Here is a 24648-nt window from a genome sequence, read left to right as displayed (position 1 = left end):
GCCAATTATGAACCGCAAACGTTTGCGGTGCGGTAAGCGATACGTCGTAGGCGCTGTAGGGTGACTACCTTTCTGTAGTCTGAGGTCCAATGCAGGGTGCGCTCGGGAGGTGATCAACAAGGAAGGCGATCGAAAAAGAAGGTGGTCGGAAGAAGAAGGTGGTCGAAAGAAGGTGATCGAAAGAAGAAAGCGCTCACACAAGAAAACGTCTGCACAAGAAAGCCCTCAAGTTCACGAACCCTGTGCCGATAGCCACAACACTCAGACAGACAAATACGCCCGGTATGCGTGCTTTTTCGCCTGATGGCGACTCAGCGGGCATGTGAAAATACCTTCACCCTATCGAGAGGTGCATATGGCGACGATTTCATCGCTGGGGATTGGCTCTGGGCTCGACCTCAACAGTCTGCTGACGGATCTGGAGACGGCAGAGCGTCAGAAGCTCACGCCGATCGAGACCCAGCAGGCAAGTTACGAGGCCGAGTTGTCGGCCTGGGGCACGATTCAAAGTCGTCTGGAATCCCTGGATACCGCCGCCGCGGCGCTGGCCGATGCCGAGACCTATGCCGGCATGACCACCACCGCCAGTGGCTCGGGCGTCAGTGCCACGGCAACCTCGGAAGTGAGTGCGGGCAGTTATTCGGTGGCTGTCACCCAGCTGGCGCAGGCGCAGAGTCTGGCGACGACGGGGCAGGCGAGTCGTGATGAGGCCATCGGTGATGGCACCGCGACCACGCTGACGCTGTCATTGGGCACGCTGGCCAGTGACGGCAGCTATGCGGCGGACGCCGAGCGCAGCGCCAGCATCGTCATCGACGAGAGCAACAACACGCTGGAAGGCATTCGTGATGCCATCAATGAGGCGGGTCTCGGGGTCACGGCCTCGATCGTCAATGATGGCTCCGACACGCCGTATCGCTTGGTGATGACCTCGGACGAGACGGGCAACGAGGCGGTGATGAGCCTCTCGACCAGCGGTGAGGTGGCAGAGCTCGATAGCCTGCTCAGCCATGACCCGACGAGCAGTGACCCGGCCGCCGGCGGGATGGAGGAAGTCGTCGCGGCGCGCAATGCCGAGTTCAGCGTCAACGGCATCAGCATGCAAGCCACCTCCAATGTCATCGATGATGCCGTGGATGGCTTGACTCTGACGCTGAGCGAGACGAATACGACTGCGAGCGTGGTCACCGTCAAGGAGAATGCCGAGTCGGTAAGCAAGGCGATGGAAACCTTCGTCAATGCCTACAACGACCTGCAGGACACCATCGACAATTACACCGCCTTCAATGCCGATGAAGGGACGGCGGGGGAATTGCTGGGCGATTCGACACTGCGCACCATCGAGAGTCGTCTGACCTCGGCGCTGAATTTCACCAGTGAGGGCGATTTCTATGCGCTCTCCTCGCTGGGAGTGAGCCGTACCAACGATGGCAAGCTCGAATTCGACAGCGCCGTGATCGAGGCTGCCGACAGTGAGCAGCTGGCGGCGATGTCGGGGTTCTTCATCTCCGATGATGAGGCGGGCACCAGCGGTTTCGCCAGCCAGATGTCCAGTCTGCTGGAGGAGGTGGTTGGGGAAGACGGCACGCTGGAAAGCACCACGGAAGGCATCGAGGGGTCGCTGGAGAGTCTCGCCAGTCAGTATGAGCAGACCGAAGACACCATCGAGTCCACCATCGAGCGTTATCGGGAGCAGTTCACGGAACTCGACATCCTGGTGGCCAACCTGACATCCACCAGTGACTACCTGACCAGTCAGCTGGAAACGCTGGAAAACAGCTGGGACATGACGGGCTGATCGGTGGCTGATGCCCTGAGACATTGGTCACTGGCCCAGGCCCAGGCCCAGGCCCAGGCCCAGGCCATCCGCGATCCGCTTGCGTGATTCGATGAATCCGGCAATGCCCGCAGTCGAGACGGCATGCCGAAGACGGCTCCATATCTGACAGAGATACTGACAAACGCCATGAACAAGGGAACCCAATCACCATGAGTCGCTATCGTGGCGCCAATGCCTATGCCCGTGTCGGCGTGGAATCCGGTGTGCTTTCCGCCAGTCCGCACCAGTTGATCGTGATGTTGTTCGAGGGAGCAGACCGCGCGTTGGCAGCGGCGCGCCTGCAGATGGAGGCCGGCGACGTGGCCGCCAAGGGACAGTCGCTGGCCAAGGCGACCAGCATCGTCACCGAAGGCCTGCGTGCCTGCCTGGATCATGAGCAGGGCAATGAGGTCGCGACCAACCTTGATCGCATGTATGACTACATCGCGCGCCTGATCATGCAGGCCAACCTGGGCAACAGCCCGGAAAAGCTCGACGAGGCGCGTCGCCTGCTCAACGAGCTGGGAGACGCCTGGCGTCAGATTGCCGTACACGACAAGGGACTGGATTGACCATGGACAGCAATGCACTGCTCGCCGATGACACCTTCCAGCAATGCGATGAGCTGCTGGAGCAGATGAATGCCATGCTGCGTTCAGCACGCCTGGGTGACTGGCCCGCGGTTCTCGGCGGGCAGGCCAGCTATATCGAGAAGATGCAGCAGCTGCGCATGCCGCGAGGTGGCAACGCCGAGACGCGCAGGGCGCTGGAACAACGCCTGCGTACGCTGACCACACTGGAATCAGAGCTGACTGTCCAGCTCAAGGCGCGCCAGAGTCAGTTGCAGGAAGTGCTCGGGGATGTGGGTACGCGCCGCAAGCTGGCACGCAGCTATGGCCAGGGCAATTATGGCCAGGGCAGCTACGGTCAGAATAGCTGAGGCCAGAACAACCAAGATCAGGCAAGTTACGATCATGGCGGCCAGGCTCAGCAGAGAAAGGCTTGACCTGACACGGGGAGAGCCGAGTCTTCAAGGCCTCGCGCATCACCCCTGACGGCCTCCCTGGCAATGAGGATTGCACGACATGAGCGGCATCAATCCCTTGATCGATAGTCTGCTCCATCAGGTGTTGGGGAGGACGGCACAACGCCCGCCGCCGGCGGACTCCGGTGTCGTCTTCCCGACTTCCGCTCTCCAGTCGCGCCAGGGGCTGGGGGCGGAAGATGGCAAGGGCAGTGGCGGCCAGAATGGTGCCAATCCGCTCTTTCAGACGGGAACTGGTACAGGCTCAGGCGCAAGGCCTGCGGCCCCGTCATTGAATGCCAGCGCAGCGTTGCTGACAGCCTCGCAAGCCTCCACTTCTCCCGCTGGCGCCCTCGCGTCAGCTTCCTCTTCCCTCCCACCGTCCGGTGCTTCCGTCGAGCTGACGACGCAGACACAGACGATGTCGCGTTTGCTCGATGCCCTGTCACAGCTAGTGGCCAGCGGCTCGCCGTCCGCGCGGGTCGGGTTGGCGCTGCCGGAAGGGCAGTCGCTGGTGTCTCTGCTGGCGCGCGGCCAGCCCTTGCCCGGTCTTCTGGCGCCCATGGCGTTGTCCAGCGCATCACTTCTCAGTCTGTCGGCGGCCTTGAGCCAGCAGATTCACCAGAGCGGGCTCTTCTACGAGGCGGACCTGCTCGCCTGGGTCGAGAATCGGCTGGGATTGGCCGAGCTCGCCGGTCATCCTCAGCTTGCCAATGCCAGATTGGAGGCTCTGTTGGCCTGGCGGCAATGGCCGGTGCTGGCGGAGGCGCGCTTCATCCCCTGGGAGGCGGCACGCGAGGACGCCTTTGTCTGGCGCATGCGAGACATGCGAGCAGAGCTGCGCCGTGAGTCGCGCCCGGGCATGGCTCGCCCGAGCAGTGACATGCTGTTGCCGCCGGGTGGCATTGACGCGGCCCGACAGGGCGCTGGCTCTCATGAAGCCAGTGCGCTGGGTGCTTATCGAGCCAACATGCAATTGGGCGTTGCTCAACCTGCCGCCTCTGATGTGTCTCGCCAGGCGAGTGGCTCAGACGCCCTTGCCAGCGGGCTGGTACAGCAACAGCTGTTGTTGATTCTGGGTCAGCCCTTCCATTGGCAGGGCTTGTTGATGCCCGGCCTGCATGTCTTCTTCAGCCTCTATTTCCCGGGGCCGCCTTATCGGCATCGCTCGCGGGATGAGGAGGAGCGACGTGCAGCGCCATTGGGCGTGACGCCCGTGGCTGCGCATGACGCCACACCTGACAGTCGCCGCAGTGATCACGGCGAGGCTCAGCAGTGGAAGATGTCGCTGACCTTGGTGGCAGGCGACAGCGATGGCGAGGGGGACAGCGATCGCAAACCCCAGGTGACTTCCGAGCCGGAAAATCTTGCTGCGCGAGATAATGCGGAGCAGGGCGAAGGGCAGGCGCCAGCGCCCGGTAGTGCGGAAAGTGCCGAAAGTGCCGAAAGTGCCGAAAGTGAGAGGGGGGAGAAAAGCAGGAGCAGTGAGAGCGGTGATACTGCCGCGCGGGCAACGCTTGCAGTGAAGCTGACCTGGTATCAGCTCGCTGCGCCTGTGGCCTTGGTGGTCGAGATCGAGCGACTGACGCAACCCTCCAGCGACTCAGGCGAGCGTGATGCGGCCTTGCGCGAGCTGCAGCATGCGCTCGCGCAAGGTCTGGCCGGGTTGGCGCCCAGGGTGCACGTACGCCCCGTCGATGCAGTACCTGATCATGAGGCGCCCGCGTCTTCTGATGGCACATCTGTTGATGCCCCTCGGGCCACGGCAGAGCAAGCGACGGATTTCATGCATACCCAGGGTGAGAGGCTGGGGCAGCGCATCCAGCAGCGGGCCAATTCGCTGGGTCTGAGCGTGCATGAAATGCCCGAGCTGGTCGAAATGCTGGCCACCGGCCTGCCGGCACGCAAGGAATTGCCCACAGCCTTGATGCAGGTCGTCGTCAAGATCGCCGAGCTATGGGCAGAGAGGCATCGCTCACAGAAGGCGCCTTGCGAGTAAAATCCTCGAATGTCCCGCTCTGCAGGATGATGTTTCATCCTTGTACGATTCTTGCTCATTGAGCCTTGGCGAATGTTTTTATGACATGCCACTGCATGGCGACTGTGGAGGTGTGAAGTGACACTTCAGGCGTCACGCCACAGGCCAAGATATCGAGAAATATAATTTATTTATAATATTTAAATAAAGCGTCACTCAGGTGAACTGCTTGCGTGGATACGGTATTGAAACTCCGCCGAGGCTCGCCCTGTAAATGCAGCTCGATCCTGCATGTTGTTTGTGCCAGAACCCTCATATGTAGTGTTTTATTGTGTTGAAGCGGAGAGAGAAGCCCATTTGGGCGAGGCGCTGGCGGGTCCTCTCGCAGCGTTGAAATAGCAGATAGCCCATTCTAGACAAGTGCTGACATTGCGTTATTCCTCGCCCTTACGCAGGGGTAAATTGCTGCCTGTTGGCGGCCCGTTCGGGGCAATTGCTCGATATTGTACAAGGCATGCCCCAGGTGGCGGGAAAGGGTCAGGCCTGCCTTTCACGAAAATGCAACACTCTGTGCGCACCATCCGCTTGCTATTGCTTTGTATGACAAATCTGGTGCATCGTGATTATGCAAGTCGTCTTGAAGACAAGATTGAGGGCTTTTCTGACACACCTTGCTGCCATTTCGGCGGCTTGATGCAGCTTTTGTGCATATAGCGTAGTGGTATGTAAAAAAATGTTGATGAAGAGTCTGGTCCATTACGTGATTAAGTATTAGAATCGCCATCTTAAAGTGGGTGGCTCATTTGGTCATGAAGCCGCTAGCCCGCATGGCGCCACTGGTCTGGCGCCATTGAGTATTTCGTTTCATCACATCAAAACCATAAGGAATGACGGTCGAGCGCCAGGGTTGGCGGTAGCTCGGGACGATCAGACCACTCAGGGAATCATGATGTCCTCACTGCTCAATGATATACAGAGTGTCAATCTGTCGTATCTTCTGCTTGTGCAGCGCTTGTTGGTCGAAGATACGGAAATGGCGCTGGTACGCCTGGGTCTCGATCAAGAGATGGCGGATCTATTGTCTGGCATGAGTGTCAGTCAGCTGGTGTCGTTGTCGTCCTGCAATCAACTGCTGTGCGAGCTGGCGTTGGATGATGCCTCGCTGCTCAAGGGAGTATTGCAGGGTGGACGCGACCAGGATTTCAGCGCGATGCACACTGCCATGCTGCTGAATGCGCGCCAGAACGATGCTGGACTTCGCCAGGGGGGAGTCAGCTGATGACCCAGAAAAGTCTCGTCGATGAACTGCAACAGCTGCAGTTGGCAGTAGAGTTGATCGAACTGGGGGCCCGCCTGCAGGTGCTCGAGACGGAAACGGAGATCAGCCGCGCGCGTCTGGTCAAGCTGTACAAGGAAGTTCGTGGTGTCTCGCCGCCCAAGGGCATGCTGCCGTTTTCCACCGACTGGTTCATGACCTGGCAGCCCAATCTGCATGCATCGCTGTTCCACGGTTTCTACCGCCGGCTCAAGGCGCAGGGCGCGTCGCGCATGAATGCCTTCGTCAAGGCATATCGCTTCTACCTGGAGCATGTCGGCGAAGACGAGCCGGTGCTGGCGCTCACGCGCGCCTGGACACTGGTGCGCTTTTTCGAAAGCGATCTGCTGGAAGTGGCCAGCTGCAAGACCTGCAGTGGCCATTTCGTGGTGCACGCCCACACGCCATCACACGATTACGTGTGTGGCATCTGCCAGCCGCCATCGCGTGCCGGCAAGACGGCAGCCCGCCGCAAGGCCCGTGAAGAACTGGCACTGGAGCAGTCGGCAGCCGTCGCTAGCCTCGGCTGATAGCTGTCTCGTGTCAGTGAAGGCGCCAGGATTGCGCCAGGCGAACGAGCAAGACGAGCGTGCAAAGACCAGAAGGCTTGCCCATCCCCGGGCAGGCCTTCTTGCGTTGTGCGCCATTGCTCTGACGCCTGGCTCATTGCCGACTGTTCGACCATGACTGTTTTGACCATGACTGTTTTGACCATGACTGTTTCGACCATGGTGCTTTCGACCACGGCTCATTCGGCCATTGTGCTTTCCACAACGACTGCCTCAACGAATAATCCGCCGTGACCCTAAAGACATGCTCAGCGACGCCGATAGTCAGATTCATGCGACGTTGACCGAATGCCAAGGGGGTTATTGTGTTGTTGTTCATAGGCTATCTAGTGGTCATCGGGTCCACCCTGGGCGGGTATCTGATGGTGGGCGGGCACCTGGCGGTGCTGATGCAGCCCGCGGAATTGCTCATCATCTGTGGCTCTGCCGTCGGCGCCTTTCTGGCCGGCAACAACGGCAAGGCCATCAAGGCCACCGGCAAGGCATTCTCGAAGTTGAAGCGCACGCGTGGCTACAACAAGTCCCTGTACATGGAAGTCATCGGGCTGCTGTATCTGCTGCTGTCGCGTGCCCGTCAGCAGGGCATGCTGGCGATCGAGCAGGACATCGACAACCCGCAGGAAAGCGCCTTGTTTGCCGAGTATCCGCGCCTGCTCTCCGACCCCATTCTGATGAATTTCATCACCGACTACCTGCGCCTGATGGTCAGCGGCAACATGGACCCCTTCGAGCTCGAGTCGCTGATGGAACACGAGATCGAGACCTTCAAGCACGAAACCGAGATTCCGGTGCATTCCCTCTCGGCGGTGGCCGATGGTCTGCCGGCCTTCGGGATCGTCGCCGCCGTGATGGGGGTGGTGCATGCGCTGGCCTCGGCGGACCAGGGCGCCGCCCAGCTGGGCGTGTTGATCGCCAATGCCATGGTCGGCACCTTCCTCGGCATCCTGCTGGCCTATGGCTTCGTCACGCCGGTCGCCAACAAGATCCAACACGAGGTGCACGAGGCCGTGAAGATGATGCAGTGCATTCGCGTCATCCTGATGGCCTCGCTCAATGGCTATGCCCCGCAGGTCGCGGTGGAATTCGGCCGCAAGGCGTTGTTCACCGCCGAGCGCCCCAGCTTCAACGAGCTGGAAGAGCATGTACGCGAGATCAAGAACAAGGGGGCGGGCTGATATGGCGTTGCTGTTTCTCGCCAGTTCGTCAGTCGCAAGTGCATCACTCACAAGTGCGGCAGTCTCAAGCGCGCCCGTCACCAGCGTGTCAGTGACACAGGTGTCGCTGGCTGTCGTGGTCGAGTCAGTGGGTGTCTCTGGACTGAAGCTCGGAGGTCTCGATGAGTGAAGAGCGCAGACCCATCGTCATCAAGCGGCCGCGTATCGTCAAAGGACATCATGGCGGTGGTTGGAAGATCGCCTACGCCGACTTCATGACCGCGATGATGGCCTTCTTCCTGGTGATGTGGGTGATCTCGAATGCCTCGGATGACGACCTGCGGGAAATCTCCGACTACTTCGGTGCGCCGCTGGAAGTCTCGCTGCTGGGGGGCGATCGCAATTCGGCCTCCAGCAGCGCCATTCCCGGTGGCGGCTTCATGGCCGAGCAGACCCAGGGCGAGAAGGGCGCTGATCTGCAACGCCTGCAGCGCCAGGCGCTGGCCGATGATTCCCGCATGGCCGCCATTCGCGACGAGATCGATACCACCATGACGCAGCGCATGGCCGATGACGCGGACCTGGCCGAACTGCGTGAGCAGCTGCAGATCGAGTTGACCTCCGAAGGCTTGCGCATCCAGATCACCGATAGCGACCAGCACCCGATGTTCGCGTTGGGCAGCAAGCAACCCTCGCCACAACTGTCGCAGCTGCTTGGCTTGCTGGCGCCGATTCTCAAGCGGCTGCCCAATCATCTGAGCATCACCGGGCATACCGACAATCGTCCCTTCGTCGGTGAAGGCGGCTACGGCAACTGGGAACTCTCCACCGATCGCGCCAATGCCGCGCGCCGCGTGCTGGGCAACAGTGGGCTGCCCTATGAGCGCATCGTGCGCGTGGTCGGCATGGGCTCGCGCATCAGCCTCGACAGCCAGAACCCCGAGGCGGCCATCAATCGTCGCATCAGCCTGATGGTGCTCAGCCAGTCGGCCTATCGCGATATCACCGACAGCAACGGCGTCAATCCCCAGCCCGCCGAGGACATCAACAGCCTGCGCGAGCGTCTCGAGCAGCTGGCAAGCCCGGTACGCGTGACGAATCCCGTCGCTGGCAGTCCTGTCGCCGACAGCCCCGTCGCTTCCGGGCTGGACAGCTGAGTGCGCTCAAGGCGCCTCGTGCCGGAACTCAAGCGGCGCCGTTTCACGAGTGATAGCGCAATGACAGCCAGCGAGAACATGCATGGATATCAGTGAGTTTTACGACACCTTCTTCGAGGAGGCACAGGAGCTGCTGGCCGAGATGGAGCGCCTGCTGCTGGCGTTGGATGTCGAGGCGCCGGATGCCGAGCAGCTCAACGCCATCTTTCGTGCGGCCCATTCCATCAAGGGCGGTGCCGCGACCTTCGGCTTCACGGCCTTGCAGGACACCACCCATCACCTCGAGAACCTGCTGGACCGTGCCCGCCGTGGCGAGTTGCGGTTGAGCATTCAGCATATCGATCGCTTCCTGGAGACAAAGGACATGCTCGACGACCAGTTGGCGGCCTATCGCAATGCCCAGTCCCCCGACCCCGAGGCCTACGCGCATATCGTTGCGGTGCTCAAGCAGCTGGGCGAGGAGCCGTCGGTGATGGATGCCCCGAGCGTACCAGTGCCATCTGACATTGATGGCCCGGGGGCACCAGGGCCGTCAGGCGAAGCGTCTGCGCCAGTCGGCAGCGATATGGCCACGCCGTCTGCGCTCGAGCCACACCCCAGCGCCGACGCAAGTGTGCCGTTGCTCTCGGTCACTCTGATGTTCGTCGCCGACCGCGAGCGTGAACTGCTGATCGAAGAGCTGGCCAACCTCGGTGAGGTCATCTCCAGCAGCGGTGACGAGCAGGTATGTCGCGTCATCGTGAGTACCACGGTCAGTGCCGCGGATATCGAGGCAGTAATGTGCTTCGTCATCGAGCCGGAGCAGATTCTTATCGAGCCCGCGACATCTGCTCCACCAGCGGAGGTTGATGACGTAGTTGATGGTGTAGCTGATGGCGTAGTGGGCGGCGTAGCGGATGGGCTGGTTGAAGCGCTGACTGAAAAGCAGGTCGAGGACGTCGCCGACGGCATGGCTGACGACGCAGCGGTCGAACTTGCTGACCAGCCAGCGCCTGCTGAGGCGACAGCCGACCCAGGCTCTTCGGCAGGTATTTCTTCCGCTGGCGCGGCAGAGACGTCTTCCGCTGCCGTGGCAGGGCCATCTGCCGCTACCCCGGCGAGTGGTGAGCGACGCAGCCAGCCGGGGCGGCGCGCCACTGATGCGCCCACCGAACAGGGCTCCATCCGCGTCGGCGTCGACAAGGTCGATACCATCATCAACCTGGTCGGCGAGCTGATCATCACCCAGTCGATGCTGGAGCAGACGGCATCGGCGACCACGCCGCCGGATCAGGCGGCGCTGGTCAGTGGTATCAGTCAGCTGCAGCGCAATGCACGAGATCTGCAGGAAGCGGTGATGTCGGTGCGCATGATGCCGATGGATTACGTGTTCTCGCGGTTTCCGCGCCTGATTCGCGACCTTGCCTCGCGGCTGGGCAAGCAGGTCGAGCTGGTCAGTCAGGGGCATGACACCGAGCTGGACAAGAGCCTGATCGAGCGCATCATCGATCCGCTGACCCATCTGGTGCGCAACAGCCTCGATCATGGTATCGAATCGCCCAGCGAGCGTGAGGCGAGTGGCAAGAGCGCCCACGGCACCCTGACGCTGTCTGCCCGCCATCAGGGCGGCAATATCGTCATCGAGGTGATGGATGACGGCGCCGGCCTCGATCGCGCGCGCATTCTGGCCAAGGCGCGCAGCAACGGCCTGGCGGTCAGCGATGGCATGAGCGACGACGAGGTCTGGCAGCTGATCTTCGCCCCCGGCTTCTCGACGGCCGAGCAGGTCAGTGACGTCTCGGGGCGTGGAGTCGGCATGGATGTGGTCAAGCGCAACATCCAGGCGCTGGGCGGGCATGTGGAGCTTGCTTCCGTGACCGGACAGGGCACCACCACACGCATCGTGCTGCCGCTGACGCTGGCGATCCTCGAGGGCATGGCCATTCGCGTCGGCGAGGAAATCTACATCCTGCCGCTGTCGGTGGTGGTGGAGTCGTTGCAGCCGCAGGCCGACATGCTGTTCAGCATGGTCGGCAATGATCGCCTGCTGAAGGTGCGAGACGAATACCTGAGCCTGGTCGCCTTGCATGAGGTGTTCGCGGTACCTGGCGCCCAGACGCAGCCGGAGCAGGGCATCGTGGTGGTGGTGCAGGGCAAGGGGCGCCACTTCGCCTTGCTGGTGGATGAGCTGATCGGTCAGCAGCAGGTGGTGGTCAAGAATCTCGAAAGGAATTATCGCAAGGTGCCGGGCGTCTCCTCGGCGACGATCCTGGGCGATGGGCGGGTGTCGCTGATTCTGGATGTCTCGGACCTGCATCGCCTCGCCAACCAGATGCCAGCGGTGCAGCGGCAGTCAGAGGCCGTCACTGACTCCGCCATGCCCCGGGGCGCCATCATGCCCCGGGACGCTATTGTCAGCTGAGGCGATGGCCGTTCACCGGCCGCATCCTCGCCCCTTGCGCCTCGGCGCGAAGCGTCACCCCATCACAGACAGGAGATGAGCATGTCTCACACTCAAGTTGCCGCGGCGCAGACGTCCAATGTCGGCCTGGCGCAGGACCACGCCTCCAAGGTCAATGACGGCGGCGAATACCTGGTATTCAGCCTCGGCGAGGAGCACTACGCCGTGGATATCCTCAAGGTGCAGGAGATTCGCGGTTACGAGAACGTCACGCGTATCGCCAATGCACCGGCCTTCATCAAGGGCGTGACCAACCTGCGTGGCGTCATCGTGCCGATCGTCGATCTGCGGCTGAAGTTTCAACTGGGCCAGGCCGAATACACGGCGCAGACGGTGGTGATCGTGATCAATATCGGTGAGCGTGTGGTGGGCATCGTCGTCGATGGTGTCTCCGATGTGATCAGTCTCGCGGCCGATCAGGTGCTGCCGCCGCCGGAATTCGGTGCGCGCATGAACAGTGACTTCCTGGCGGGGCTGGCGACCGTCAATGACCACATGCTGCTGATCATGGATATCGAGCACATGATGACCAGTGATGAAATGGCGCTGATGGAGCCCGCGGCGCAGCCGGCATGACCGGCTGTCTCGCGGCATGAGTCAGGCGCAATAGGCGGCATGTTGCCTGCGGCGTGCGCTCGCATGATCTCGCGAGCTTTTCCACCCGTTTCGTCTCGAGCGCCGCTGGCCTGCTGGTCAGCGGCGCTCTTGCGTTCAAGAACTGCCGACAGCGGCCGATAAGGTGTGCACCACAAGGTCGTGGGCGGCTGTACCGGGCAATGACGGTCATGCTGCCGGTCAGTGGTCTCGCCGGGTCAATGACGATCACGCTGTGACGAGTACGAGGCTAAGCAAGGGCAATGCGAAACAATCAGCCGGTGACGGCAAGGGAATACCCCATTGGTGAGCATGACTACCTGATCTCGCGTACCGATCTCAAGGGACGCATCACCTACGCCAACTCTGTCTTCATCGAGGTCAGTGGCTTCACGCGTGATGCCTTGATCGGTGCGCCGCACAATCTGGTGCGCCACCCCGACATGCCAGAAGCCGCCTTCGAGAATCTGTGGTCGACGCTCAAGCAAGGCGAAAGCTGGCAGGGACTGGTCAAGAATCGACGCGAGAATGGCGACTATTACTGGGTCGACGCCTGTGTGACGCCGCTGATCGAGCAGGGCGAGGTGATGGGATTTGCCTCGGTGCGCGTCAAGGCCAGTCGCGAGCAGATCGCCCAGGCTGAGCAGGTCTACGCGGGCCTCAAGCAGGGCAAGCGCGACTATCGCTTGAGCAAGGGCCGCATCGTGCGTGCTGGCCTCATCGGGGCCTTCAAGCGCCTCACCCAGTGGCGCATGGCGCCGCGTATCGCGCTGCTGGCCGCACTGCCGCTGGTGGCCGGAGCCTTGATGGGCAGCGAGCTGCTGCAGGTGTTGGCCGATAGCCAGGCGCATGCCCGCGCGGTGCTGAACCAGCTTGCCGCCGAGCTGCCCGCGGCGCAGCTGGCGGCGCTTGAGCAGCGCCAACAAGCGCTTGAGGCGAGCCATGCGCGTCTGCAGTGGGGGCTGTGGACCGCCTTCGCTGGTGTGGGCGTGGTGTCGCTGTGGTTGGCGCTGCGTACCTACCGCAGTCTGGTGCGTCCGCTGCGCAGCACCCTGGATTTCGCGCGCCAGATCGCCGCGGGCAATCTTTCCCAGTCGATGACGCTGGCGGGCAATGATGAGATGGCACGCCTGGTGCGAGCGCTGGACAGCATGCGCAAGTCGCTGGTCGGCATCGTCAGCGAGGTCAATGCCGGCATCAATGTGGTCAGGCCTGCCGCTGGCGACATGGCGCACGGCAATCAGGAATTCTCGGCGCGGGTCGAACAGCAGGCGGCATCGCTGGAAGAGACGGCGGCCAGCATGGAGCAGATGACCGGCACCGTGCGCCAGAATGCCGACAATGCCATCCAGGTCTCGCAACTGGCTGATCAGGCCACGCGCTCCTCCAATGAAGGTGGCGAGGCGATGCAGGCGGTGGTGGTGCGCATGCAGGGAATTACCGCCACCTCTGAAAAGATGGCCGACATCATCAAGGTGATCGACTCGATCGCCTTCCAGACCAACCTGCTGGCCCTCAATGCCTCGGTGGAGGCCGCGCGCGCCGGTGAACATGGTCGCGGCTTTGCCGTGGTGGCCGGTGAGGTGCGCAATCTGGCCTCTCGCAGCGCCGAGGCGGCGCGCGAGATCAAGGCCCTGATCGATACCACCAAGCGGGAGATCAGTGACGGCGGGGAACAGGTCGAGGCGGCGCGCGGCACCATGGAGGCGATCGTGACCGGCATCTCGCGGGTCAATGATCTGATCGCCGAGATCTCCTCGGCCTCGCGTGAGCAGAGCGGCGGCATCGAGCAGATCAACACCGCCATCAACGAGATGGACCAGGCCACTCAGCAGAACGCCCAGCGTGTGATGAGCAGCGCTCACTTGGCGCAGGATCTCGAGCGTTCGGTCGCGGGGCTGTCGCATGCGGTCAACGTCTTCCGCTTTGGCGGCGAAGGCCTGGAGCAGATTCCCGCGCGCCTGCCGGGGGACGCATCAGCCGAGCAGACTTCTTCTGTGCACGCTCAGGCCGCGACTCGAGCGCAGGTGCCTGGCGGCTCACAGGGTCCGCGACGGTGACAGATCTCACGCCGCCACCCGCCTGGTCCGCCCCGTCACCGGCCTCCCATGCCCTCGGGCGGGACCTGGTGATGACCGATGACGACTTCGAGCGCATCGCGCGCCTCATCTATCAGCGCGCCGGCATCGTGTTGGCGCGTCACAAGCGTGAGATGGTCTACAGCCGTCTGTCACGCCGGCTCAGAGTGCATGGTCTGACACGTTTCCATGACTATCTGACCATGCTGGAGGCCAGCCTGAGTCGCAGTGATCACGACGAGTGGCCTGCCTTCATCAATGCGCTGACCACCAATCTGACCGCGTTCTTTCGCGAGCCCCATCACTTCGTCATGCTCGAGAACTTCCTGCGCGAGCGCCTGCAGCGTCAGGTGTCGGGTCAGCGAGCGCCGCTGCGTATCTGGTGTGCGGCCGCCTCGACCGGGGAGGAGCCCTATTCCATCGCGATGGTGCTGCGCGAGGTGTTGGGGGCCGCGGCGAATCAGGTCGAGCTGATCGCCACCGATATCGACACGGACGCGCTGCGGGAAGCCGAACTCGGCATCTACCCCTTCGAGCGCATCGCCAAACTGGGTGAGCAACGCTGCAAGCGCTTCATGCTGCGTGGCAGCGGCAGTCGCCAGGGGCAGGTGAGGGTGCGCCCGGAGATCAAGCAGCTGGTGCGCTTTCGCCACCTGAATCTGCTGGATAGCCACTGGGACCTCGGTAGCGGCTTTGACGTGATCTTCTGTCGCAACGTGATGATCTACTTCGACAAGCAGACCCAGTCACGTCTGCTGGATCGCTTCGCGCTGATGCTCAAGCCCGATGGGCTGTTGTTTGCCGGTCATTCCGAGAATTTCTCATGGCTCAATGATGCCTTCACGCTGCGCGGCCAGACGGTCTATACCCTGTCTCGCCGCCGGACGGAGGGCGCGTGATGCGACGTGATGGCTGGTGATGATTTCCTTTCCCTTACCCACTCTCCAGGAGTGTCTGGATGCCTACTCCCGCTTCATCGTCATGCTCGGTCTCAAGCTCCAATGCTGGTTCAAGATCAGATTCGAACTCAAGTGCAGCTGCTGGCGCAGGCACGTCCCAGACCGGGGCGGGGCGCATGATCCGTGTGCTGTGTGTCGATGACTCCGCGCTGATTCGTGAGTTGATGGCCGAGATCATCAATGCCCAGCCTGACATGCAGGTCGTGGCCACCGCGCCGGACCCGCTGGTCGCGCGAGACCTGATCAAGCGTCACGAGCCGGATGTGCTGACGCTGGATGTGGAAATGCCGCGCATGGATGGGCTGGACTTCCTCGAGCGCCTGATGCGCCTGCGACCGATGCCGGTGGTAATGGTGTCTTCGCTGACCGAACGCGGCGGAGAAATCACGCTACGCGCGCTGGAGCTGGGTGCGGTGGATTTCGTCTCCAAGCCGCGTCTGGGCATACGTGCCGGCATGCTCGAGTATGCCGAGACGATTGCCGACAAGATTCGCGCCGCCGCGCGGGCGCGTGTGCGGCCTGCTGGTCGCGCCGTGACGTCGCCGTCTGCTGGCGGTGCACAGGCCGGCTCGGTTCTGTCCAATTCGACCCTGTCCAATCCGGATCAGTCCAGCCTGCCTCAGTCCAAGCCATATCAGCCCAGTCTGGCAGACAGGTCAGTCGCCGCTTCGGTCAGTCAGAACATGGTCAGTCAGGGTACGGTCAGTCAGGACACGGTGCCGCCTGCGACCGCTGCTGCCAGCCGCCGGCCATTGCTGTCGAGCGAGAAGCTGATCGCGGTGGGGGCCTCGACCGGCGGGACCGAGGCGATACGCGCGGTGTTGCAGTCGTTGCCGGCGGATGCACCGGCCATTCTGGTGACTCAGCACATGCCGCCGGGCTTCACACGCTCGTTCGCCGAGCGACTCAATGGACTGTGCCGTATCGCCGTCAAGGAAGCCGTGCACGGTGAGCGCATCCTGCCCGGGCACGCCTATATCGCGCCTGGTGACGCCCACCTGACGCTGTCGCGCAGCGGGGCCAACTATGTGGTCACCCTCGATCAGCGTCCGCCGGTCAATCGTCACCGCCCATCGGTGGATGTGCTGTTCGATTCCGTGGCGCGGGTGGCCGGTCGCAACGCCGTGGGGGTGATCCTGACCGGCATGGGCCGCGACGGCGCGCGGGGGTTGTTGCAGATGCGCGAAGCCGGCGCCCACACCATCGCCCAGGACGAGCAAAGCTGCGTGGTCTATGGCATGCCGCGGGAAGCCGTCGAGCTCGGGGCCGCACAAAGCGTGTTGCCGTTGAGTCGCATCAGTGGGCATCTGCTTCACCAGGTACAGCTGGCCGGGCGTTCGCAGCGCGTCTAGACCGCTTCGTTCTGCCTGGGCGTGGAGATTAAGTGGGTGTGAGTCGCCGGGAAGAAGATGGGCGCAGAGGGTAAAGTCTGCCAGCTTGTGGCCGATAACCCCCTCACAAGGCTGGAATTTTCAGCCGTTCCCTCATGTGATTCTGGAAGAGAGCCCGACCGCTGATGGCCGACAAGAACCTGCGAATCCTCGTCGTCGACGACTTTCCCACCATGCGTCGGATCGTGCGCAACCTGCTCAAGGAGCTCGGCTTCACCAATGTGGAGGAAGCCGAAGATGGGCAACAGGCCCTGGAGTTCCTGAATCAAGGCAGCTTCGAGCTGGTGATCTCCGACTGGAACATGCCCAACCTCGATGGGCTCGAGATGCTCAGGCGCGTGCGTGCCAATCCCGCCACGGCCACGTTGCCGGTGCTGATGGTTACCGCTGAGGCCAAGAAGGAAAACATCATTGCCGCCGCCCAGGCCGGTGCCAGTGGCTATGTGGTCAAGCCCTTCACGGCGGCGGTGCTGGAAGAGAAGCTGGGCAAGGTCTTCGAGAAACACGGCCTCTGAGCCATCGCGCCACGCTGGCCGGGCCACGTTGGCCGCGCCACGCTGATCGCGTCGTTGGTCACATCAAGGAGGGTGTCATGAGTCATCTGGAATCATCATCTGAACCCCAGTCATCCTCGGGCGCTGATCCTGGTGTGATGGCGCGCGATGGGGCAGCCAACCTCGCCAGAACGGGGGACAGCAGCGAAGACCTGATTCGGCGTATCGGCCAGCTGACACGCATGCTGCGCGACAACATGCGTGAACTGGGGCTGGATCGGGAGATCGAACGTGCTGCCGAGGCGATCCCCGATGCTCGTGATCGCCTCAATTACGTGGCCAGCAAGACGGAGCAGGCGGCAGATCGTGCTCTCAACGCCTGTGAACGGGCCCAGCCGCTGCAGGATGCCCTGGCCAGTGAGGCGAAGTCGCTCAGCGGGCGCTGGGACGCCTGGTTTGCCGAGCCGGTGGCCCTGGATCAGGCGCGTGAGCTGGTGATCGACACGCGTGCCTATCTGGCCGTGGTGCCTGATCAGACCAGCGCCACCAACAGTGAATTGCTCGAGATCATGATGGCGCAGGATTTCCAGGACCTTACCGGTCAGGTGATCAAGCGCATGATGGATGTCATCCAGCAGATCGAGATGCAGCTGTTGCAGTTGCTGCTCGACAATGTCCCGGAGGGCCATGCACGTTCGGCGCTGGCGTCTTCCGGGCAGGCCGCCACCACGACGGCCGCTGCGGGGCTTTCGGCAGCAGAGCTTTCAGCCTCGGCGCTGGATGAGCAGGCAAGCCCCGGCGACGTGGACGCCCAGTCTGGCGCCTTGCTCAATGGCCCCCAGGTGCGAGCCGATGCACCGGGGGTGGTCGCCAGTCAGGATGAGGTCGATGACCTGCTGGATAGCCTCGGTTTCTAGCCGCCTTCCGTGTAGTGGCACCCGCTGGTCCTTGTTCTTAATACTCTCGTCCTTCATGCCCTTGCCCATCACGCCCTGCGTGGCGGGCAAGGGCGTTTTGGGCGCTATTCCGCGCTTTGATCCCCGCCGTGCTTGGCACAATGAGGCCCATTCTCGGCATGATGCGTTCGCCGTGCGCGCCAGTGTGAGCGAGCGTCATGCTCCCAGGCAGTCCAGGCAGATGCGATCCCAGGCAAGCGGAGTAGCCGGTGGCTGACGAGCAGAGCAGCGACGACAAGACAGAAGACGCCACGCCCCATCGAATACAGAAGGCCCGCGAGGAAGGGCAGGTGCCCCGTTCGCGGGAGCTTGCGACCTTTCTGTTGCTGGGCGGAGGTGCGGCAGGCCTGTGGCTGTTGGCCGGGCCGCTTGGCGACACCCTGGAGCGAGTGCTGGGCGCCTCGTTCGGCTTTGATCGCGCTCAGGCACTCGACAGTCGCGTGATGCTTGCCAACGCCTTGATGCTGGGCCAGGAGGCCTTGCTGGCACTGTTGCCGTTGTTCGCCCTGCTGATGGTGCTGGCGCTGGTCGGCCCGGTGCTGCTGGGCGGCTGGATGTTCTCCACCAAGTCGCTGGCGCCGTCGCTGGGCAAGCTCAATCCCATCAAGGGGCTGGGCCGGATGGTGTCCTCCCAGGCGCTGGCCGAGCTGCTCAAGACCATCGCCAAGTCGATACTGGTCGGTGGCGTGGTGGTGATGTATCTGCATGCCCAGCGCCAGGAATTGATGGCCTTGATGATGATGCCGCTGGGCAACGCCATGGCGGATGCGCTGGCGATCGTGGCGCGTTGTACGGCGCTGGCGATATTGATGCTGATCGTGCCGACGCTGATGGATGTGCCGTATCAGTTGTGGAGTCACGCCAAGAAGCTGCGCATGAGCCTCGAGGAGATCAAGCGCGAGCACAAGGAGACGGATGGCGACCCGCAGATCAAGGCGCGCATCCGTCAGCAGCAGCAGGCCATGGCGCGTGCGCGCATGATGAGCGCCGTACCCACGGCCGATGTCATCGTCAACAACCCGACGCACTACTCGGTGGCGCTGGTCTATCACGAGGGCGACATGCGCGCACCGCGGGTGGTGGCCAAGGGGCGTGATGAGGTGGCACTGCGCATTCGTGAAGTGGGAGAGGCGAACGGGGTGCCGATGCTGAGTGCGCCGCCCCTGGCGCGTGCCCTGCACACCCATGTCGATCTCGAGCAGGAAATTCCCATTGCGCTCTACCAGGTGATCGCCGAGGTGCTGGCCTGGGCGATGCGACTCAAGCGGGCGCGCCAGCAGGGTGGCCTGCGCCCGAGTCTGCCGGCAGATCTGTCCGTTCCCGATGAGTATCAGGTGCCGGAGGAGGCGCAAGGGACGGCTGAGGAGGCTGGCCCGCCAGGCACCGAGCGTGATGACGGGAAGCCGGCAGCCGAAGCTGAGGCTTCAGCCGCAGGCGCGATGTCTTCTGATCATGATTCTGATGACGCCGATGCCGGGGCGGTCTTCCAACCCAGCGCCAAGCCCGGGCCTGACGGTGGCGCGACGACGGATCCTCGTGTCGGAAGTTGATGACCGCAGTTGATGACCGCAGTTGATGACCGCAGTTGATGACCGATGTGGATGATCGAAGTTGAGGCCCGAAATTGATAACCGTCCTGCTGGCTGATGCTGCTGCCCGAACCCCATGACCGACCGCCATTTGTGCTCCCCAAGCCCGGGCCGCTGCGCAGCACGCGCAACGCCCTTCACGATCGATGAGCCGCTTGCATGAATACCTTGCTGACACTGTTTGACCGCGTGGGGCTCAACACCTCCAGCCAGCTGAAGGTGCTGGCCGGTCCGCTGCTGATCATGATGATCCTGTCGATGATGGTGTTGCCGCTGGCGCCCTTCATCCTCGATCTGCTGTTCACCTTCAATATCGCGCTGTCGATCATGATCCTGATGGTCAGCATGTTTGCGCAGAAGCCGCTGGATTTCTCGGCCTTCCCCGCGGTGCTGCTGTTCTCGACCTTGCTGCGCCTGTCGCTCAATGTCGCCTCGACGCGGGTGGTGCTGCTGGAAGGTCACAACGGCGGTGACTCGGCCGGCAAGGTCATCGAGGCCTTCGGTCAGTTTCTGGTCGGCGGCAACTTCGCCGTCGGTCTGGTGGTGTTCTCGATTCTGGTCATCATCAACTTCATGGTCATCACCAAGGGTGCCGGGCGTATCGCCGAGGTCGGCGCACGCTTCACGCTGGACGCCATGCCCGGCAAGCAGATGGCGATCGATGCCGACCTCAACGCCGGCCTGATCGGCGAAGACCAGGCGCGCGAGCGCCGCCGGGAAGTGTCGCAGGAATCCGATTTCTTCGGCTCGATGGACGGTGCCAGCAAGTTCGTGCGCGGCGATGCGGTGGCGGGGCTGGTGATCATGGTGGTCAATATCATCGGCGGGCTGATCATCGGGGTCGGGCAGCACGACCTGAGCATGTCCGATGCGGCGCGCACCTATACGTTGCTGACCATCGGCGATGGCCTGGTGGCGCAGATTCCGTCGCTGGTCATCTCGACTGCCGCGGGTGTGATGGTGTCGCGGGTCAACACCAATGAAGACGTCGGTCAGCAGATGATCGGCCAGCTGTTCAAGAGCTCGCAGGTGCTGTGGTTGGCGGCTGGCGTGATGGGGCTGCTGGGTCTGGTGCCGGGCATGCCCAACATGGTCTTCATTCTCTTCACCTTGCTGCTGGCGGGGCTGGGGTGGTGGGCCTCCCAGCGCGAGAAGGAGGTCAGCAGCGAGGCGAAGGAAGAGGCGGCGCCCGCGCCTGCGGCGGCCGTGCAGGAGGTCAGCGAGGCCAGCTGGGATGATGTGCGACTGGTCGAGCCGCTGGCGATGGAGGTCGGTCATCGCCTGATCGCGATGGTCGACATGCGCCAGGGCGGTGAGTTGCTGGCGCGCATCAAGGGGGTGCGTCGCAAGTACGCCCAGGAGATCGGGTTCCTGCCGCCGGTGGTACATATCCGCGACAACCTCGAGCTCGGTCCCAATCAGTATGTCATCAGCCTGAAGGGCGCCGAGGTCGGGCGGGGTGAGGCCTATCCGGGCCGCTGGCTGGCGATCAATCCGGGCAAGGTGTCCGGCAAGCTGCCAGGCGTGGCCACCACCGAGCCGGCCTTCGGTCTGGCCGCCACCTGGATCGAGCCGGAAACCCGCGAGCAGGCCCAGGTCTATGGCTACACGGTGGTCGATACTCCGACCGTGATCACGACCCACCTCAATCATCTGATGACCCGCCATGCCGATCAGCTGCTCGGGCGCAGTGAGGTCAGCAAGCTGCTCGAGAAGCTGGGCCCGCAGGATGGCGGCCTGGTGGAGGAAGTGGTGCCGGCCTTGATCAGTCAGGGCACCCTGCAGCGTATCCTGCACAACCTGCTGGATGAGGAGGTCTCGATTCGCGACATGCGCACCATCCTCGAGGCACTTGCGGAGCATGCCCCGCACAGCAAGGACCCCAACGACCTGACCGCCATGGTGCGCGTCGCCCTCGGGCGCGCCATCACCCAGTACTGGTTCGGCGCCGAGCGCGTCTTGCGCGTGATCGGTCTGGAGGCGCAGCTCGAGCAGGTGCTGATGCAGGCCTTGAGCAGCGGCAATGCTCTGGAGCCCGGCCTTGCCGATACCTTGATGCAGCATGCCGAGAATGCCGTCGCCGCGCAGGACGCCAATGGCGAACCCAGCGTACTGGTGGTCGGGCATGCGCTGCGACCCCTGGTGGGTCGCTTCCTGCGTCGTCGTTTCAAGAGCCTGGCGGTGCTGTCCCAGGCAGAGATTCCCGATGACCGCGAGCTGCGGGTCACCCAGATGATCGGGGGTCGTGCGGCGTGACGTCAGGGCGGTGCGACTCACCACTGAGCAAGACAACAACATGCCGCAAAGGCAGAGAAGTGCGACAGGGAAGGCGCCGGCAAGGGGTGTGTCGAGCGTCTGCAGCAAGACGGATCTGAAGGAGTCAGCGGTGCAGAGAAGAAGGCGAGTGGTGACAGGCTGCAGTACGGCCAGGGCGGGAGTGGCGTCGAGAGCGAAGCTGAGTGCGAAGCCAAAAAGCAGGACGGCACCGATGGCGGCCTTGATGACGGCAGCAGCGCTGTGGGCCGCGACGCTGTCCACGCCGGTGCAGGCCGCCAGCGCGGCGGTGATGATGTCCGTCGAATCGCTGACCATCGCTCAGCGAGGGCATTGGTATATGCGCCCTCTGGCAGTGGCAGATGCCGTGCGTGATTCAGGGCTGATGGCGCCTGACAGGACGCGCGTCACCGCGATTCATTGGCGCTATTCGCTCACGAGTGCGCCGGGGGAATGGCAGATCATGCTCTGCCTGGAAGAGCGCTGCGCCATGCTCGAGGCGAGGCGAGGCAAGTTGACCCTGCCGACCCGGGAGCTGGCGACGGCGCCTTTCTCGCTGAAGGTCTATCGCAATGGGCGTGGCGTACTCAAGCCGGCGGCGCATCTGGATGACATCCAGCTGGTGATCGACGTCGAGAGTCTGGAAGGCGCGTGACTGGCGGCGTTGTCAGCGAAAGGGGCTGTCTTTGAATGACTGATGATGAATGACGGCGATGAGTGGCTGACGATCAGCTGGCTGGTTGGCTAGTGAGTGGCGTGCAGCAGCAGTGTCTGGAGGCTCGGCAGAATGCCGGGCCTCGCGTGTTTCTGGGTCAGTAAAAAGGAAAGACAGTCGGGGTGTGCAGCCCGCGAGCCTCACGCCTTAGGTATTCAAGTCCGGACGCTTAGGCCAGGACAGTCTGGTCAGGACATTCAGGCCGAGACGTTCAGGCGTGAGGCGCCCGCCGCAGGCCGTCCATCGGCGCCGTAATGGCCGGGCGCACGTTGATGCAGGCTGTCGAGAATCTTGCTGTGCAGCGCCATGCGCTGACCGATCAGCTCGCCATTCAGGCGATTGCGTGCCTGGGCGCGGCGCGTTAGCGTCACCAGATGCCACCACTGGGTAGCCAACACCGGCTGGCTGGCGAGCACCGCATGCAGTTCCAGTGGGTCATTGGTGAGCCCTGCGTTGCTCAGCCAGCTGCGCCGGCGGCTCTCCAGCGCTTCCAGGCGGGCGGCGTTGGCCAGCTTGGCTTCGCGCGAGGCCTCAAGGTCTGCCGCGCTCGGCAGGCGTTGGCCCAGCAGGCGCTGTTCTTCCTCGAGCAGGGCGATGAAGTCATTCAGCTCCTGCTCGAGGCCGGAAAAGATCTCGCCCAGCAAGGCCGTCGAGGCGTCATCGAGTGTCATGCGTCACCTTCGAAGGCATCGATAAGGCCTTGTGCGATGCGATCGACATCGATCTTGATGCTGCCATCGGCGATGGCCTGCTTGAGGCTGTCGACGCGCGCCTGGTCGATGTCCTGGCCTGCATCGATCGCGCTGCTGGAAAGCTCGACCTGGGTGGAGTCGGCCGTGGAGGTCGCCGCCGTGGTGGCGGTGGTGTCCTTGGCCGTCTCGGGACGCAGTTCGCGCGGGGCTTGAGTGTCGCTGCGCTGTATCGGGCCGCCATGTTCAATCTTCATTGACTGTCCTCTCTGGCCGTCGGGCCGGGCTCGACGACGAGCCTGTCATGGATGGGTTGCGTGCGTCATCTGCGCGCTTGAATCGACTATCGGCCATGCCGGCACAAGCTTTACCCCACACAGGCAATATGGTCCCTCAGGAATGAGGTATCTGGTGCGGGTGGCGACTTGTCAGTATCAAGCATTTCGGCCTTCGAGCGTCAGCATGTCTTTCCGGTGCGTCAGCGTGTCGTGGCTGGGCGTGCACAGTCAACAGGATGACTCGGGTTGGCCCGGCGCGGATCAGCTCGGCTCATCTCAACTGAAGTCATCATGGCGCTACCCGCCGCGGCCCGATGACGCGAGCGCGCACCCAGTCGCCCGGAGCGAGTTCGATGCGGATGCGTTCATCGAGCCCCCCAGCCTCCAGTGCCCGCGCACTGCGCTGCATGCTGAAGCCTGTGCCGCTGACCTGATAGGTCACGGTATCGCCGAAGTTTACCAGCGGGATGGCGCGCACGCTGTTGCGGGTGATGACCTCGCCGGCGCGCAGGCGGCGGCGTACCTCGAAGCCTGACAGCGCCGCGGCGCTCTCGAAGCCATTGCCACGCAACTTGCCCAGTGGCGTCAGTACCGGCGTCAATCTCGCGGGTGCCAGCGGCGTGCCGCTCGCAAGCGGCTGTGGCGTGCTCTGGCGCCAGGCGAAGCGTTCCATGCGAACGCTGACGATATGTTGCTGGCCGTTGGCGCACAGCAGCTGCAGGCGTTTGAGGCCCGGTGCATGGCGGTCACTGCGCGCGGCATTGAGGCTCAGCTGGGGTGCCGAGCAATCTTTCAGGCGGGCGGGCAGGCGACGCAGCTCGAGTTGTACGGAGGCCTCGCTGGGCGCGCCCAGCGGCGGCTCGCCGGGCATGCGTACCCTGACGGGGCCGCTGTCCTCGGCGGTGAAGAAGTTGCTCAATTGCCAGCGCAGGGCCTCGACGGCGCGTGTCTGCGCGTCTTTGACTGAAGGCGCTGTTATTGAAGGCACTGGTGTTGATGAGGCTGATGCTGATGCTGATGCCTGGGCGGCAGACGGCTGAATGGCAGAGCCGATCGCGTATGAAGTGTTGGCATGCACAGCGGTGCCCGCGGGCAGCAGGACCAACAGCCCGGTGCTGGCGATGGTGCGCCACAGGCCTTTTGCCGTCGTCAGGCCTTTTGTCACAAACAGTCCT

At 62.9% G+C, this 24648-nt stretch carries 21 protein-coding genes; 18 read left to right on the top strand and 3 right to left on the bottom strand.

Translation table 11 applies throughout. From position 1 onward, the window contains the following. Window positions 1–355 precede the first annotated feature (355 nt). The 18 genes from fliD to QD280_RS04720 all read left to right on the top strand — a co-directional run bounded on the left by fliD (window position 356) and on the right by QD280_RS04720 (window position 22446). On the top strand, window positions 356–1798 hold the full coding sequence (gene fliD, locus QD280_RS04805) for a flagellar filament capping protein FliD (RefSeq protein WP_279838485.1): 1443 nt from the start codon (window positions 356–358) through the stop codon (window positions 1796–1798). Window positions 1799–1989: 191 nt separating this feature from the next. Continuing rightward, complete coding sequence (gene fliS, locus QD280_RS04800; RefSeq protein ID WP_054556596.1) at window positions 1990–2391, top strand: flagellar export chaperone FliS; 402 nt, start codon at window positions 1990–1992, stop codon at window positions 2389–2391. Window positions 2392–2393: 2 nt separating this feature from the next. After that, the gene (locus tag QD280_RS04795) at window positions 2394–2759 is read left to right on the top strand and encodes a flagellar protein FliT (protein WP_192838854.1); all 366 of its coding nucleotides are present in this window, start codon (window positions 2394–2396) and stop codon (window positions 2757–2759) included. A 145-nt stretch (window positions 2760–2904) separates the two neighbouring features. Further along, a complete protein-coding gene (locus QD280_RS04790) occupies window positions 2905–4842 on the top strand; it encodes a hypothetical protein (protein WP_279838484.1) in 1938 nt (645 codons plus the stop codon). Between the two features lie 928 nt (window positions 4843–5770). Further along, window positions 5771–6100 (top strand): flagellar transcriptional regulator FlhD, encoded by a 330-nt coding sequence (flhD, locus tag QD280_RS04785; RefSeq protein ID WP_279838483.1) that lies wholly within the window; start codon window positions 5771–5773, stop codon window positions 6098–6100. Next, window positions 6100–6666 (top strand): flagellar transcriptional regulator FlhC, encoded by a 567-nt coding sequence (gene flhC, locus QD280_RS04780; protein WP_054556600.1) that lies wholly within the window; start codon window positions 6100–6102, stop codon window positions 6664–6666. Before flhD ends, flhC begins: the two co-directional genes overlap by 1 nt. Before the next feature lie 344 nt (window positions 6667–7010). Then, window positions 7011–7880 (top strand): flagellar motor stator protein MotA, encoded by an 870-nt coding sequence (gene motA / locus QD280_RS04775; RefSeq protein ID WP_176677172.1) that lies wholly within the window; start codon window positions 7011–7013, stop codon window positions 7878–7880. A gap of 161 nt (window positions 7881–8041) precedes the next feature. Next, a complete protein-coding gene (motB, locus tag QD280_RS04770; protein WP_279838482.1) occupies window positions 8042–9016 on the top strand; it encodes a flagellar motor protein MotB in 975 nt (324 codons plus the stop codon). Window positions 9017–9098: 82 nt separating this feature from the next. Then, a complete protein-coding gene (gene cheA / locus QD280_RS04765; RefSeq protein WP_279838481.1) occupies window positions 9099–11417 on the top strand; it encodes a chemotaxis protein CheA in 2319 nt (772 codons plus the stop codon). 81 nt (window positions 11418–11498) lie between these two features. Continuing rightward, a complete protein-coding gene (locus tag QD280_RS04760; protein ID WP_215822765.1) occupies window positions 11499–12032 on the top strand; it encodes a chemotaxis protein CheW in 534 nt (177 codons plus the stop codon). Window positions 12033–12313: 281 nt separating this feature from the next. Next, window positions 12314–14110: a PAS domain-containing methyl-accepting chemotaxis protein gene (locus tag QD280_RS04755; RefSeq protein ID WP_279838480.1), complete on the top strand. Its 1797-nt coding sequence runs from the start codon at window positions 12314–12316 to the stop codon at window positions 14108–14110. Between the two features lie 71 nt (window positions 14111–14181). Then, a complete protein-coding gene (locus QD280_RS04750) occupies window positions 14182–15027 on the top strand; it encodes a CheR family methyltransferase (protein WP_279833766.1) in 846 nt (281 codons plus the stop codon). Between the two features lie 176 nt (window positions 15028–15203). Continuing rightward, window positions 15204–16439 carry a chemotaxis response regulator protein-glutamate methylesterase gene (locus tag QD280_RS04745; protein ID WP_279838479.1) on the top strand — a complete coding sequence of 412 codons (1236 nt, stop codon included), beginning with the start codon at window positions 15204–15206 and terminating at the stop codon, window positions 16437–16439. A gap of 164 nt (window positions 16440–16603) precedes the next feature. Next, window positions 16604–16993 (top strand): chemotaxis response regulator CheY, encoded by a 390-nt coding sequence (gene cheY, locus QD280_RS04740; protein ID WP_131432094.1) that lies wholly within the window; start codon window positions 16604–16606, stop codon window positions 16991–16993. 137 nt (window positions 16994–17130) lie between these two features. Then, window positions 17131–17889 (top strand): protein phosphatase CheZ, encoded by a 759-nt coding sequence (gene cheZ, locus QD280_RS04735; RefSeq protein ID WP_279838799.1) that lies wholly within the window; start codon window positions 17131–17133, stop codon window positions 17887–17889. A 248-nt stretch (window positions 17890–18137) separates the two neighbouring features. Beyond that, window positions 18138–19478 (top strand): flagellar biosynthesis protein FlhB, encoded by a 1341-nt coding sequence (gene flhB, locus QD280_RS04730; RefSeq protein WP_279838478.1) that lies wholly within the window; start codon window positions 18138–18140, stop codon window positions 19476–19478. A 198-nt stretch (window positions 19479–19676) separates the two neighbouring features. Continuing rightward, a complete protein-coding gene (gene flhA, locus QD280_RS04725) occupies window positions 19677–21773 on the top strand; it encodes a flagellar biosynthesis protein FlhA (protein ID WP_131432092.1) in 2097 nt (698 codons plus the stop codon). Window positions 21774–22005: 232 nt separating this feature from the next. Then, window positions 22006–22446: a flagellar protein FlhE gene (locus QD280_RS04720; RefSeq protein ID WP_192838845.1), complete on the top strand. Its 441-nt coding sequence runs from the start codon at window positions 22006–22008 to the stop codon at window positions 22444–22446. 257 nt (window positions 22447–22703) lie between these two features. Here QD280_RS04720 and QD280_RS04715 read toward each other — a convergent pair whose 3' ends face one another. The 3 genes from QD280_RS04715 to flgA form a co-directional block, all read right to left on the bottom strand. Next, window positions 22704–23177, bottom strand: coding sequence for a flagellar protein FlgN (locus QD280_RS04715; RefSeq protein WP_279838477.1), 474 nt, complete (start codon window positions 23175–23177; stop codon window positions 22704–22706). Further along, a complete protein-coding gene (gene flgM / locus QD280_RS04710; RefSeq protein ID WP_054556606.1) occupies window positions 23174–23452 on the bottom strand; it encodes a flagellar biosynthesis anti-sigma factor FlgM in 279 nt (92 codons plus the stop codon). Before flgM ends, QD280_RS04715 begins: the two co-directional genes overlap by 4 nt. A 310-nt stretch (window positions 23453–23762) precedes the next feature. After that, entirely contained in the window at window positions 23763–24461 is a 699-nt protein-coding gene (gene flgA, locus QD280_RS04705) for a flagellar basal body P-ring formation chaperone FlgA (RefSeq protein WP_279838476.1), read from the bottom strand. Window positions 24462–24648 lie beyond the last annotated feature (187 nt).

This window comes from Cobetia sp. 1AS1 (assembly GCF_029846435.1).
In the GTDB taxonomy this organism is placed as follows: Bacteria; Pseudomonadota; Gammaproteobacteria; order Pseudomonadales; family Halomonadaceae; genus Cobetia; species Cobetia amphilecti.
This window is presented reverse-complemented; position numbering and strand designations above follow the sequence as displayed.